The following is a 13,655-nucleotide window of genomic DNA, read 5'->3' as shown; positions in this document are numbered from 1 at the left end:
GTAAATATGCACGTCGTGGCCGCGCTCGTGTGCGATGGTCTCCGTGAGCAAGCGAGCGCGGGAAAAGTCAAGATTCGTTCGGATGGCTCTGCGGCGCTGGACTACCCGTTGACCCCATTTATCTTGGACGGCGGTCGTCGGGCCATGCTGGCCATGTTAGAACCTCAATTCGCGGCGGGTGCTCTTTCGGTGTTCCCGCTTCAGGAGCAGGCTCACTTGTATTCCAGGCGGGCGGATGCGCGCCAAGCCATTGACCGACTTCCCATGCAGGTACGCCTAACCAAGGTCATCATTGCTCACGTAGTGGGAGGCTGCGGTTTTGGCGGTGGCGCGACCAGATGGTATTCATTGGCATGGGCAGGCTTCTTGCCATTTATCGAGGCTCCAGATATAGGCCAGTACGGAGCAAGCTGCCACGGGCAATCCGGCATGTTCTATCTCCGTGTTTTCAAACGCGTTCAGACCATTCTGAATGCGGCTCTGGCGTTGATCGGGTAACCTCGCGGCAAGATGAACCACCTTCAGTGAAGTGCAAAATGGGTTTTGAGCAATTAGCCGAATTGCGCAATCGCCTGCGGGCGCAAGCCGAACAAGCCAAGCCAGCCAAGCCGAAGGCCGCCACCACCCGCAGGAAGGCGCGCGAGTCGGTCGAACCGGTAGTGGAGGCGATCCGGCGTTTGCAGAAATATTTTCCGCTTGTCTTTCCTGTCAACCCTGCGCCCAAGGTGCCCCTCAAACTAGGCATCCTCGGGGACGCAGCCCAACATCTGGAGCGTTTGGGTATCACGCACGAGCAGTTGACGCAGGCCATTGCCACCTGGTGCCGGGGAAGCCGCTATTGGGCGTGCCTGGTCGAGCATGCACCGCGCCTGGACCTGAACGGAGAGTTTGCGGGCAAGGTGACGGCGGAGCAAGCTGTACGCGCGCGACGGCAGGCGTCACGAAGGCCGCAGGGACAGGCGCGAAGTGCGCGGTCGAAGCCTGGCCGCCATTTCAAGGGAAAACCAGAAGCAGCGGGGGAGACGCCGTGATCCGGCGACGCCCATCAGGCCCCTTGGGCTGCATAGCCTGGCCGGACTGGTGCGGGATATTGCGCCAGCACCAACCCACGTCATGCAGGAAGCCGCTTTGTCTTGCCATGGCATGGAGCGACATGGTCGTGGCATTGACTCCGAAGATTAGAGGAATGCATGCGTAGATTCATCGTGTTGCTGATATCTGTCCTGATCGTCGAACAGGCTGCTTGGGGGGCGGCGTCCGGAATGCCTGCCGTCGCTGGCCCGACCGCTGGTGTGCCGCAGGCGGTCGAGCCGCAACCGGACCGGCTGCCGGCGTACGAGCCGCGCTTCGGCCGCGCCAAGCCCCTCGTAGCCGTGGTGGCGGAGAACTACTACACGGAACTGTCTGACTACGTGGTGCCCTATGGCATTCTGTCCGCATCGAACGCAGCCGACGTGCATGCGCTCGCAACCCAGCCGGGCTCAGTCCGCATGTTCCCCGCGAGCCTAACAATCACGCCGCAGGCGACGACCGACGACTTCGACCGTCGCTTCCCGGAAGGCGCCGACTATGTGATCGTGCCGGCGGTCCATCGCGACGAGGATCCGAAGCTGCTGGCGTGGGTGGCCGCGCAGGCGCGCAAGGGTGCCACGGTGGTGGGCGTCTGCGACGGCGTCTGGGTGCTGGCGCGCGCGGGGTTGCTCGAGGGGCGCAATGCCACGGGCCACTGGTACTCGTTCGACGACCTGCGTAAGGCGTATCCCGGGACCAAATGGGTGCGCCGCAAGCGCTATGTCGCGGATCGCAAGGTGGTGACCACGACCGGTGTCACGGCCACGATCCCGGTCTCGTTTGCGCTGGTCGAGGCGATCGGGGGGCGCGAGCGGGCGGTGGCGCTGGCGAGGTCGCTCGGCATTGAGCGCTGGTCGTCCGGGCACCCGAGCGAACGATTCCACCTGGGGCTGCCGGCCATGCTGACGATTGCCCGCAACTATGTTTCGTTCTGGTCGCACGAGGACATCGGCATTCCAGTTGCGCCCGGCGTGGACGAGATCGCGCTGGTGCTTGAAGCGGACGCCTTCGCGACCACGTTCCGGTCGACCATCTATACGGTGTCGAAGAACCGGGAGCCCATCGTCACCAAACGCGGACTCACGATCGTGCCGGACCGCGTGGCGAACGTCGATGCGCCGCGCCGCATGCTGGCCGCACCCCGGACCGAGCGGCCGCTGCGCGCGCTCGACGAGGCGCTCGGTCGTATCGCCGCCAGCTTTGGCCAACGGACCGCGGACTGGGTAAGCCTGCAGATGGAGTACCCAGGTCAATGAGGCGTGAGCACGCCGTGACCGTGTGGTCGAGGCGGCGTTGTCGCGCGTTGATCGTGTGGTCGTTTGCCGTGGGAGTACTCGGCCGGCATATCCGCGCCCGCGCCTCAATCCGTCAGCCGTGCCCGTGCCCGCGCCGCCAGCACCTGGCTCAAGCCCAGCCCGGCCAGCGCCGCCATGGCCGAGAACAGGAACACCGAGCCATAGCCCGCATGGCTGGCAATCACCCCCGCCACCGGGCCGGTCAGCCCCAGTGAAAGATCGAGAAAGAGCGCATAGGCGCCGAGCGCCGAGCCGCGGTTGCTCGGGGGCACCAGCTTGACCGCCTCCATGCCCAGCGAAGGGAACACCAGGGCAAAGCCAAAACCGGTGACCGCCGCGCCCGCCAGCGCCTGGGCTGGCCCCTGCGCCAGCCAGATCAGCGCCAGCCCGGCGGCTTCCACCGCAAAGGAGCACAGCGCCACCGGATAGCCGCCAAAGCGCACGATGCTGTCGGCCAGCAGCAGGCGCGCCAGGATGAAGCTCACACCCAGGCTGGTCAACGCCAGCGCGGCGTGGTCCCAGCCGTGACTGGCGTAGTACAGCGTGACAAAGGCCGTGATGGCGCCGAAGCCCACCGAGCCCAGTGCCAGGCACAGGCCGAAGGGCGTCATATGGCGGAACACGGTGCGAAACGGCATGCGCGCGCCTTTCACCGTAGGCACGGCTGCCTTGCGGCGTGCCAGCGCGAACGCGCCGGCGGCCATGATGGTGGTGACGATGCCCAGCGAGGCAAGGCCCCAGCGGGCGTCGAGCAGCACGCCAACCGGTGCGCCCAGCGCCAGCGCGCCGTAGGTTGTCATGCCGTTCCACGAGATCACCTTGCCGGTGTGGCGGGATCCCACGTCGCCGATGCCCCAGGCGATGGTGCCGGTGGTGACGAGGCTCTCGCCCGCGCCGAGCACCAGCCGGCCGGCGAACAGCCAGGCCAGGCTGAGCCAGCCGGTTTGCACGAACAGGGCGGACAACACCGCCAGCAGGCCGCTGCCGGCGCATAGCATGAGCCCGAGGGTGACGGATTTCTTGGGGCCTTGCAGGTCGCACAGGGTTCCCGCGTAAGCCCGGCTGAGCAGYGTCGCCAGGTACTGGATGCTGACCGCCAGCCCGGCCACGACCGTGCCATAGCCGAGGTCGCCATGCACGAAGCCGGGCACCACCGCCAGCGGCAGGCCGACGGCGAGATAGGCAATGAAGTTAAAGAAGACGATGGCGACGATGCGCCGGCTGATGCTGCCTTGCCGATGCTCCCCGGAATCCGGGGCGGCGAGCGTCGTGCTGTTCGAGGACATGGTGGGGCGGGGCGGAATATCTTGGCGGTCAAAGCGGCAGCCTCAGGCAACGGACCATGGCGCGTCGCGGGCGCGCAGCGGTAATTGTCGTCCTGGGGCGAATACAAGGCGGGAAGCCGGGGAACCCGGCATGACGCGGGCGCTACTCGAGGCGCCGGACCGGAACCGTGGCGCGTGGGCGATGGACTGGCAGCATGGGCAGGGACATGGCGAGGGAGGCGGTTGGCCGGCGTGTGTCCCCAGAAGCTGCCGGTGAAATCAAGGCTGCGCGGTCGTATGCGATAGTCGCCGGCGCTGGCCGTGCGATTTTAAGCGGCTGTTTAGTTCGTGTAAATCGGTCACGGAATTTACTGTTGCATGAGCGCCAGCGGCTGGGCTGGCGTTCTCTTTCAGGTGCTTCCTGCGGCATGTTGCTCATTGCCCGGAAGTGTCAGCCATGTCGTCGCACACCCGTCAGCTTGTCCCCGGCCTGTCTCATTCCGCACTTTAGCGGTGTGCGGCGCCAAATCGCATGCCTGTCGCCGCTTTGCCGCTAAATTTCCCCAAAGATTGGCCGTTAGCCGGAGCAGTGGCCCGTCATTGCAGCGCCGCCGCCTGGGGGCAAGTGCCCCGGGCGCCTCGCAGGGCAGGCGGGCCCGGCGAAACGATCAACACCGCGCGGCGAGCACGCGCCTTGCGGGGACAAAGGAAGCGTATGAGCAGCTCGATGAGAGACATCGACGAACGGACCAACCTGACCAACAACAACCAGTTCGAGTTGCTGTTGTTCCGCCTGGGCGAGTCGGACCAGTCCGCGAACAGCGAACTGTTCGGCATCAACGTCTTCAAGGTCCGGGAAATCCTGGTGATGCCCCAGGTCACCACCGTGGTGGGAGGCGGCCCGGCCATGCTGGGCATGGCGGATATCCGTGGCCAGGTGATCCCGGTGATCGACCTGCCCAAGATGGTCGGGTGCACGCCGCGTAGCGGCCTCAACATCCTGCTGGTGACGGAGTACGCGCGTTCCACCCAGGGCTTCGCCGTGGAAGCGGTGGAAGAGATCGTGCGCCTGGAGTGGAACCAGGTGGTCTCGGCCGAGACCAGCGTCAAGGGCGACATGGTGACCAGCATCGCCAAGCTCGATACCGATACCGAGAACCCGCGCCTGGTGCAAGTGCTCGACGTCGAGCAGATCCTGCGCGACGTGCTGCCGACGCGCCAGCCGGAAGTCGATCCCAAGACCGTCGGACCGCAGGTCACGCTGCGCCCCGGCACCAAGATCCTGGCCGCCGACGACTCCGCCTTTGCCCGCAGCCTGATCGAGCAAGGCCTCAAGGCCATGGGCGTGCCGGTGCTGATGACCAAGACCGGCCAGGAAGCCTGGCAGCAACTGGGCGAGATCGCCGACCACGCCGCCGCCAACGGCCGGACCGTGCAGGACGAGATCGCGCTGGTGCTGACCGACCTGGAAATGCCCGAGATGGACGGCTTCACGCTGACGCGCAAGATCAAGGCTGATGCGCGGTTCAAGTCGATCCCGGTGGTGATTCATTCCTCGCTGTCGGGGACCGCCAGCGAAGACCATGTGCGCAAGGTCGGGGCCGACGCCTATGTGTCGAAGTTCCTGGCCAAGGACCTCGCGGATACGATCCGGGGCGTGCTGGCGCGTTGAGATGGGCCGGAGGACGGCCGCCGGCAATCCTCCACCACAGGCCATTGCGGCAATCGCCCGGCGTGTATGGCCGGTGAGACGCTGTACGCAGACGTCCGCCGGTCCCCGTTGTATTCATCACTGAAGTCGGGCCCCACCGTGCCGGTTGGGGCGCCGCTTGCCGTAGTCACCTCCCCCCTGCATTCGCCCCATCGCTATCGTCGGCACATCCAGGCGCCGGACGAAGCGTGGCATTGGCTTGCGTCCGCCGCCGGGCGGATCTGCTCTCCGGCAGCCGCCGGCGTACACGTATGACGGTGCTATCCACCCGTGACTTGCTCGGGCGCTCGCATGCGGTGCGGAGCCGGCCGCGTGCCTCAACTTGACGCGAGATTGCACCAAATGTTGCGTTGTTTTTCCCGTTGGAGAGCTTGTTGCGTCACATCCGGCTTTGAAAATACGAATGTTTCATGGTTAACAAGTATGGAACAGATGTTGCTCGGTGACTAGCATTCAAGCGCGATGGCCCATCGCGTGTTTGCTAAACAAGGAGCGATAGATGAAAGCCGTTAAAGTCACCTGCCTGGGAGTGGCGCTGGTTGGATCCATTCTTGGCGCGGGCGCCGCCCAGGCTATTGACGCAGCCGCCAGTCCGACCCTGGGGAGGATCAAAGCGTCGGGGACCATCGCGATCGGACACCGGACCTCGTCGATCCCGTTTTCCTACTACGACAGCAACCAGAAGGTGATTGGGTATTCGCAGGACCTCTGCGAAAAGGTCATTGCGGAGGTCGGCAAGCAGACGGCGGTAGCAAACCTGCAGGTGCGCATGATCCCGGTGACCTCGCAAAACCGGATCTCGCTGGTGCAGAACGGGACGGTCGACCTGGAGTGCGGCGTCACCACGAACCTSAAGTCGCGGCAACAGCAGGTAGCCTTCTCTACCACCTTTTTTGTTGCGGGCACGCGCCTGCTGGTCAAGAAGGGGAGTCCGGTCCAGGACTTCCATGATCTTTCCGGAAAGGCGGTGGTGACGAACGCGGGCACCACCTCCGAACGGATCCTGCGCAAACTCAATGACGAGAAGAAGGCGAACATCACGATTCAGAGCGCCAAGGACTATGGCGAATCGTTCCTGATCCTGCAGTCTGGCCGGGTGGCCGCCTTCATGATGGATGACGTCCTGCTTTCCGGCGTGCGGACCATGTCGCCGAACCCCACCGAATGGACGGTGGTCGGCATGCCGCAGTCCTTCGAAGCCTACGGCTTCATGATGCGCAAGGACGATCCCGAGTTCAAGAAACTGGTCGACGGCGTGATCGTTGGCCTGATGAAGAGCGGCGAGATCAAGGCCATCTACGCCAAGTGGTTCAACAAGCCCGTCCCGCCAAAGAACATCAACTTCGAATTCCCGATGAGCGCAGAGGTCAGGAAGGCTTACGAGCAGCCGGGCGATGAGGCATTCGAGTAAGTCCTCTGCCGTTCAGGTTGCCCGCGCCTGGCACCATGGCGCGTTGGCTAGCCGTGCTTCGCCCGCACATACGCGCCAGTCTTGTGCAATTGCCCTTCGGCAAGTTCGAGCGCCTTGATTGCACCCTTGCCCTTCTTGGCCAGAAGCTGTTCGACCAGTGCTTCGACGACCGCCACGCCGGCGGTAATCGAGGGGAAGAACGAAGGGCTGTCGACCGAGAACAGCAACGTGCAGTCCGCCTCCAGTGCAATCGGCGCTACCGTGCTGTCGGTCAGGGCGATGACGCGGCAGCCGGCTTGCTTCGCGGCGCCGGCGACGCGAATGATCTCCTGCGAATACGGAGCGAAACTCGCAACCACGACGGCATCCTTGGGCTCCAGGGCCCGCAGTTCCATTTCCAGCGTGCCGGCATCTCCGTGGATCAGGTGCGCCGACGAGCGGAACAGCCGATAGATGTAGTGAAACGTAAAGGCGATCGGATAGCAGGAGCGGAAACCCGCAATGTAGACATTGGGTGCGGCGCTGAGCAGTTCTGCGGCACGTGGCATCGATTCCGCGTTGTTGGCGCCTGTGAGGTCGAGGTTCCGGTGCTGCGTATCGAGCATCTCCGCGAGCATCCGGCTAGAACCGCTTTCCCGGACCAGCTTTTTGGCCCGTTTTGCATAGGGCTGGGGGCCGCCGCGGAATGCCTCCACGAAGAGCTCGCGCAGTCCTTGCCAACCCTCGAACCCGAGAAACTGCGCCAGGCGTACCAGCGTTGCGGGCTGGACTCCGGCGTCCACGGCAATCTTGCGCATGGACAGGATGGGTATCTCCTGGGGATGGTCGAGCAGGTAGCGGGCGCCCCCCTGGAATTGCGGGCTAAGCGCCGCGAAGTTTTCCCGGAGCAGGGCGAGCAATTCGTCCAGGTGCTGCGGCGGCGCGGAGGATTCGATTGTCATGGTCAGTCGCGGTCAGGGTGTCTGTAACGATTGTTGCACAGGCAAGCGCCGGATGCACGGCTACCGTCCGCAGGTGGGTCGCCCTCAAATTGGAATCATATAAATCATAAAAATCATAAAAGACACAAGTGTTGCAATATGGGGGTGGCCTTCTTATACTTCAGGTCAATGCGCATGCGGTATGACCGGGATGATGCAGCTTTGAAGGTAAAGTTCGCCGCGAAGCGGGCCGCCGTTGCGCAGGCCGGCATCGAGTCGCAGTAAAGTGAGCACACATCATGACCAACGTATTCCACCGCAATCCTCGCCAGTCCCTCGCCGTAGCCGTCGGGGGCAAGGGCATCGAACTCATCGACAGCAACGGCAAGCATTACATCGATGCTTCGGGCGGAGCGGCAGTATCTTGCCTTGGTCATGGCCATCCCCGCGTGATCGAGGCGATCAAGGCGCAGGTCGACACGATCGCCTACGCGCACACCTCGTTCTTCACCACCGAGGTGTCCGAAACGCTGGCCGATACCCTGGTACAGGCCGCGCCAGGCGACCTTGACCACGTTTACTTCGTGTCGGGCGGTTCCGAGGCCGTCGAGGCCGCGCTGAAGCTGGCTCGCCAATACTTCGTGGAAATCGGGCAGACCGAACGCCGGCATTTCATCGCCCGCCGCCAGAGCTACCACGGCAATACGCTCGGGGCGCTGGCCATTGGCGGCAATGCCTGGCGGCGCGAGCCTTTCCTGCCGCTGCTGGTGCCGGCGCATCATGTGTCGCCCTGCTATGCCTACCGCGATCAGGCGGCCGGCGAGACCGACGCGCAGTACGCGCAGCGCCTCGCCGACGAACTCGAGACCAAGGTCCTGGAGCTTGGCCCGGAAAGCGTGGCGGCGTTCGTGGCCGAGACCGTGGTTGGCGCTACCGCCGGCGCGGTTGCGCCGGTTGCCGACTATCTCAAGCGCATCCGTGCCGTATGCGACAAGTACGGCGTATTGCTGATCCTCGACGAGGTCATGTCCGGCATGGGACGGACCGGTTATCTTTTTGCCTGCGAGGAAGACGGTGTCGTGCCGGACATCGTGACCATTGCCAAGGGCCTGGGCGCGGGCTACCAGCCGATCGGCGCCATGCTCGCGACCAGCCGCATCTATGATGCCATCGTGGGCGGCAGCGGGTTCTTCCAGCATGGCCACACCTACATCGGGCACGCCACGGCTTGTGCCGCGGCGCTGGCCGTGCAACGCACGATTGCCGAGGAGGGGCTGCTTGCCAATGTGCTGGCACGCGGCGAGCAACTGCGCGCCAGGCTGCGTGAAGTGCTGGGCGATCATCCGAACGTTGGCGACATCCGGGGGCGCGGTTTGTTCGTTGGCGTCGAGTTCGTGGAGGACCGCGCATCCAAGGCGACCCTGGACCCGGCGCTGAAGGTCCACGCGAAGCTCAAGTCGGCCGCGATGCAGAACGGCCTTCTTATCTATCCGATGGGCGGCACGGTCGATGGCGTGCACGGCGACCACGTGCTGTTTGCGCCGCCGTTCATCTGCACGGAAGCGGATATCGATCGCATCGTCGGGCGCTTTGYCCAATCGGTCGGCACGGTGCTGCCATCCTCTCGCATCGCGTTTGCCTGAGAGCCGGATGGCGCGCGGCAATTCCCGCCGAAGATCCACCGCCAGGATGGAAACCGCGCAGGCAGCCTGCCGGCGCGGTTCCTGGCTGGCGGATGTCAGGCCGCCATGCCCAGGAATTGCTGCAGCTCGGGCGTGGCCGGATTGGCGAAGATCTCTTCCGGTGGCCCGATTTCATGCACGCGCCCCTGGTGCATGAACACCACGCGGTTGCACACCTCCCGCGCAAACCGCATTTCATGCGTCACCATCAACAGCGTCATGCCTTCGCTCGCCAGTTGACGTACCACGTTCAACACCTCCATCACCAGTTCCGGGTCCAGCGCCGAGGTAATCTCATCGCACAGCAGCGCGCGCGGCTGCATGGCCAGTGCCCGCGCGATCGCCACSCGCTGCTGCTGSCCGCCGGAAAGCTGGTCCGGATAGCTATCGAACTTTTCCCCCAGCGCCACCTTGGCCAGACACTCGCGCGCGCGGGCCAGCGCCTCGGACTCGCTGACGCCGCCCGCCACGGTCGGCGCCAGCATCACGTTGCGTCCCGCGCTCAGATGCGGGAACAGGTTGAACTGCTGGAAGATCATGCCCACCTTGCGCCGCAGCGCGCGCAGCTCAAGCTCGCTGCTGCCCAGCTTGGCGCCGGCCACGGTGATATTGCCTTCGTCAATGCTCTCCAGGCCGTTGATGCAGCGCAGCAGCGTGCTCTTGCCCGAACCGCTCTTGCCGATGATGGCGATCACCTCGCCCGGCTCCACCTTCAGGTCGATGCCTTTGAGCACTTCGTTGGCGCCAAAGCGCTTCTTTACGTTTTCAATGGCGATGAGCGACATTGAGCTTCCTTTCCAGATAACGGCTGTAGCGGGATAGCGGCCAGCACAGCGCGAAGTAGATCAGCGCGACCAGCGCATAGACGGTAAAGGGGCTGAAGGTGGCGTTGGTGATCACCGTGCCGGCCTTGGACAGTTCGACAAAACCGATGATGGATGCCAGCGCCGTGCCCTTGATGATCTGCACCACGAAGCCCACCGTGGGCGCGACGGCGATGCGCAGCGCCTGCGGCAGGATCACGTAGCGCATCTGCTGCAGATGCCCCAGCGAGAGGCAGCCGGCGGCTTCCCACTGGCCCTTGGGGATGGCCTCCACGCAGCCGCGCCAGATCTCCGCCAGGTAAGCGCCCGACCAGAGCGACAGCGCCAGCCCGGCGGCCAGCCAGGCCGGGATTTCCACGCCGAACAGCGCCAGCCCGAAAAAGGCAAGGAACAGCTGCATCAGCAGCGGCGTGCCCTGGAAGACCTCGATAAAGCCCCAGGCCGCGCGGCGCAGCGGCGCGCGGCGGCTGATGCGCATCATCAGTACCAGCAGCCCGGTCACGGCGCCGCCGGCGAAGGCCACCAGCGACAGCACCACGGTCCAGCGGGCCGCCAGCAGCAGGTTGCGCAGGATGTCCCAGCTTGAGAATTCGGTCATGACGCCCTCCGGAACAGCATGCCGCCGACGCCGCGCAGTATCTGGCGCAGGCCGATGGCGAGCAGCAGGTAGATGGCGGTGGTCAGCAGGTAGACCTCGAAGGCCCGGAAATTCCGCCCCTGGACAAAGTTGGCGGCAAAGGTCAGGTCCTCGGCGGCGATCTGCGAGCACACCGCCGAGCCCAGCATGACGATCACCACCTGGCTGGATAGCGCAGGCCAGATCTTCTTCAGGGCCGGGCGCAGCACCACGTGGCGGAACACCTGGAAGGGCGCCATCGCCAGGCTCGCGCCTGCCTCCAACTGGCCGCGCGGCACGGCCGCGATGCCCGCGCGGACAATCTCCGCGCTGTAGGCGCCGAGGTTGATCACCATGGCCAGGATGGCGGCCTGCATTTCGCCCAGTTGCACGCCCGCGCTCGGCAGGCCGAAGAAGATAAAGAACAGCTGGACCAGGAAAGGCGTATTGCGGATCAGCTCCACATAGCCTCCGGCGATGGCCGCCAGCCAGGCCGGGCCCTGGGTGCGCGCCCAGGCACAGGCAATGCCAAGGGCTACCCCCAGCACGCCGCCCACGACGGTGAGTTCAGCCGTGACGGCGACGCCGTGCGCGAACACGCCGGCATAGTCGAAGGCTGAAAGGAAATCGAATTGATAGGACATGCGAATGCGTTCGTTGGGGGCGCGCCGCGGGTGCGCTCATGCGCGCGAGGCTGGCGCAGTACACCGTGCCGGAGCGGTCGTCCGTCCGGCGCGGCTTTCCGTTTCAGGGCATCCGTATCAAAGCGTGGCCGGCAGCGGCATGCCCAGCCACTTCACCGTCAGCGCATTGAGTTCCCCGTCCTTCTTCACGTCCGCCAGGATCGCGTTGACCTTGGCCTGCAGCTTGGGTTCGCCCTTGTTCAGGCCGATGAAGCAAGGCGAGTTCTTGATCAGGAACTTGGGCTCCGGCTTCTTGGGCGGGTTCTTGGCGAGGATGGCGGCCGCGACCACGTTGCCCGTCGCCACCAGTTGCACCTGGCCGGACAGGAAGGCGCTGATGGTGCCGTTGTTGTCTTCGTAGCGCTTGATGGTGGCGGTGGGCGGGGCGATTTTGCTCAACTCTAGGTCCTCGACCGCCCCGCGCGTCACGCCGACGGTCTTGCCGGCCAGGTCGGCGGCGGCGGTCACTTTCTGGTCGGCCGGGCCGAACACGCCGTTATAGAACGGCGCATAGGCTTCGCTGAAGTCGATGGCCTTCTCGCGCTCGGGGTTCTTGCCCATGCTGGAGATCACCAGGTCCACCTTCTTCGTCTGCAGGTAGGGCACGCGGTTGGTGCTGGTCACGGGCACGAGTTCCAGCTTCACCCCCATCCTTTTGGCGATCAGCGCCGCCACGTCGATGTCCAGCCCTTGCGGCTTCATCTCGGCGTTGACCGAGCCGAAGGGCGGGAAGTCCTGCGGTACCGCGACCTTGAGCACGCCGGCCTTGATCACGTCATCGAGCGCTTCGGCGCCGGCGGTCTGCATCGAGAAGGCGAGGGCGGCGGCACCGAGGCCGAGGAGGAGTTTCGAGAGTTTCATAAAGGGTCCTTGCAAGCTTGCCGTTGAGGCGATTAGGTGATGAGGTTGGCGGGGTACGAATTGAGAGTCGATGCTTCAGGCGCGCGGCCCCAGCGGGCGCAGCGCCTGGCGAAGCGGATCGGGCGGGACTTCCGGCGTGGCGGCGCTGAGGCCAGCCTCCACGTGGCCGAGATGCGCATCCATCAGTGCAATGGCGCGTTCGGTGTCGCCCCGGGCCAGCGCCGCCACGATCCGCACATGCTCGGCGCAGGATTCGCTGGCCTGGTGGCTGGACTGGTAGCGCATGGCGATCAGCGTGGTGCGCGCGGTCAGGTCGCGCAGCGTGTCGGCCAGCAGCACATTGCCCACGCACTCGCCCAGGCACACATGGAAGTCGCCCAGCAGGTAGCTGCGCAGGGCGGTGTCGTCGCCGCGCAGCGCGCGCTGTTCCTGCGTCACATGCGCTTGCAGCCGGTCAATGGCAGCCGCCGAGACCGGCGCCGCATAGCGCAGCAAGCCCAGTTCGATCGCGCGCCGCGCGGCAAACGCCTGGCTGGCCTCCTGCCGGGACGGCTCGATCACGAACCAGCCGCGCCGGGCCGACACCGTGACGATGCCGCGTGCCGCCAGCCGCGTCAGCGCTTCGCGCACCAGGGTCCGGCTAACGCCGAACAGTCCCGCCAGCGCCTGCTCGCCCAGCCGGGTGCCGGGGGCCAGCCGCTGGGCCAGGACCGATTGCGTGATGCGCTCGGCGATCCCGGCGGATGTGCTGCCGCGCATGGGGCCGGAGGCATCGGTAAAGGATGGGATGGAGAAGGTCATGGCAGGCTATGAGGCAAGAGGTATGCCAGCCTGATATACAAGCGTGGTGCGCATGTTTTGTACGCAATGGGCCGGTCAACGGCCAGGCGTACGCACCAGTTGTGCGCGCCTTTGTGCCGGGGGAGTGCGGCGGCACGGGAATGGTGCGTGGATGTCTGTGGTGGCGCGGCGCCAGGGGCGCCACCACCAGCCACGCATGTCACCAGCCGCCGCCAAGGGCGCGGAACGTGGCCACCGCAGCGCGCGCGTTGTCGGCATGCACGCGGGCCTGCTGGTCGCGCGCGGCCAGCAACTGGCGCTCCTCGTCCAGCACCTCGAACAGGCTGACGGCACCACCCTTGTAGGCGTCTTCGGAGGCGCCACGCGCCCGCACGTGGGCGTCGATCTCGGTGGACAGTTCCTTGCCTTGCGACTCCAGTTCGGTGAGGGTGACGATGGCGTTCTCCACGTCTTCCGTGGCGCGCAACATGGCCTTGCGGTAGTTGACCAGCGCTTCGGCATTGGCGCCCTTGGCC

General features: G+C 65.1%; 12 protein-coding genes and 2 pseudogenes. 6 read left to right on the top strand and 8 right to left on the bottom strand.

From position 1 onward, the window contains the following. The 3 genes and pseudogenes from AC1DKD_RS30565 to AC1DKD_RS30555 all read left to right on the top strand — a co-directional run. Positions 1–498, top strand: a pseudogene (locus AC1DKD_RS30565) (hypothetical protein); the annotation flags it as partial. A 38-nt stretch (positions 499–536) separates the two neighbouring features. Then, positions 537–1,031 carry a ProQ/FINO family protein gene (locus tag AC1DKD_RS30560; protein ID WP_441626649.1) on the top strand — a complete coding sequence of 165 codons (495 nt, stop codon included), beginning with the start codon at positions 537–539 and terminating at the stop codon, positions 1,029–1,031. Between the two features lie 231 nt (positions 1,032–1,262). Continuing rightward, on the top strand, positions 1,263–2,327 hold the full coding sequence (locus AC1DKD_RS30555) for a DJ-1/PfpI family protein (protein WP_441626647.1): 1,065 nt from the start codon (positions 1,263–1,265) through the stop codon (positions 2,325–2,327). Between the two features lie 104 nt (positions 2,328–2,431). Here the strand turns inward: AC1DKD_RS30555 and AC1DKD_RS30550 are convergent, their stop codons facing one another. Further along, positions 2,432–3,652 (bottom strand): MFS transporter, encoded by a 1,221-nt coding sequence (locus AC1DKD_RS30550; RefSeq protein ID WP_441626645.1) that lies wholly within the window; start codon positions 3,650–3,652, stop codon positions 2,432–2,434. A gap of 694 nt (positions 3,653–4,346) precedes the next feature. On the opposite strand from AC1DKD_RS30550, the gene AC1DKD_RS30545 reads away from it, so the two are divergent. Further along, the gene (locus AC1DKD_RS30545) at positions 4,347–5,303 is read left to right on the top strand and encodes a chemotaxis protein (RefSeq protein WP_035865986.1); all 957 of its coding nucleotides are present in this window, start codon (positions 4,347–4,349) and stop codon (positions 5,301–5,303) included. Positions 5,304–5,841: 538 nt separating this feature from the next. Continuing rightward, complete coding sequence (locus AC1DKD_RS30540) at positions 5,842–6,753, top strand: glutamate/aspartate ABC transporter substrate-binding protein (RefSeq protein ID WP_441626643.1); 912 nt, start codon at positions 5,842–5,844, stop codon at positions 6,751–6,753. Between the two features lie 47 nt (positions 6,754–6,800). Here the strand turns inward: AC1DKD_RS30540 and AC1DKD_RS30535 are convergent, their stop codons facing one another. Next, complete coding sequence (locus AC1DKD_RS30535; RefSeq protein WP_441626641.1) at positions 6,801–7,694, bottom strand: MurR/RpiR family transcriptional regulator; 894 nt, start codon at positions 7,692–7,694, stop codon at positions 6,801–6,803. A gap of 278 nt (positions 7,695–7,972) precedes the next feature. Between AC1DKD_RS30535 and AC1DKD_RS30530 the strand changes: the two genes are divergently transcribed. Continuing rightward, positions 7,973–9,316, top strand: coding sequence for an aspartate aminotransferase family protein (locus tag AC1DKD_RS30530; protein WP_477144086.1), 1,344 nt, complete (start codon positions 7,973–7,975; stop codon positions 9,314–9,316). 95 nt (positions 9,317–9,411) lie between these two features. Here AC1DKD_RS30530 and AC1DKD_RS30525 read toward each other — a convergent pair whose 3' ends face one another. From AC1DKD_RS30525 to AC1DKD_RS30500, 6 genes and pseudogenes are all read right to left on the bottom strand, one after another. After that, positions 9,412–10,140, bottom strand: coding sequence for an amino acid ABC transporter ATP-binding protein (locus tag AC1DKD_RS30525; RefSeq protein ID WP_045237526.1), 729 nt, complete (start codon positions 10,138–10,140; stop codon positions 9,412–9,414). Continuing rightward, positions 10,121–10,777 carry an amino acid ABC transporter permease gene (locus AC1DKD_RS30520; RefSeq protein ID WP_441626637.1) on the bottom strand — a complete coding sequence of 219 codons (657 nt, stop codon included), beginning with the start codon at positions 10,775–10,777 and terminating at the stop codon, positions 10,121–10,123. Before AC1DKD_RS30520 ends, AC1DKD_RS30525 begins: the two co-directional genes overlap by 20 nt. Then, entirely contained in the window at positions 10,774–11,439 is a 666-nt protein-coding gene (locus tag AC1DKD_RS30515) for an amino acid ABC transporter permease (protein WP_441626635.1), read from the bottom strand. The genes AC1DKD_RS30520 and AC1DKD_RS30515 overlap by 4 nt, the downstream gene beginning before the upstream one ends. A 117-nt stretch (positions 11,440–11,556) precedes the next feature. Next, positions 11,557–12,339, bottom strand: a complete 783-nt coding sequence (locus tag AC1DKD_RS30510; protein ID WP_441626633.1) for a transporter substrate-binding domain-containing protein — start codon at positions 12,337–12,339, stop codon at positions 11,557–11,559. A 75-nt stretch (positions 12,340–12,414) separates the two neighbouring features. Further along, positions 12,415–13,140, bottom strand: coding sequence for a GntR family transcriptional regulator (locus AC1DKD_RS30505; RefSeq protein WP_441626631.1), 726 nt, complete (start codon positions 13,138–13,140; stop codon positions 12,415–12,417). A gap of 199 nt (positions 13,141–13,339) precedes the next feature. Then, positions 13,340–13,655: pseudogene (locus tag AC1DKD_RS30500) on the bottom strand (TolC family protein); the annotation flags it as partial.

The organism is Cupriavidus sp. 05T313 (genome assembly GCF_056396665.1).
The sequence above is the reverse complement of the archived record's forward strand: the minus strand, read 5'-3'. Positions and strand labels throughout refer to the sequence as shown.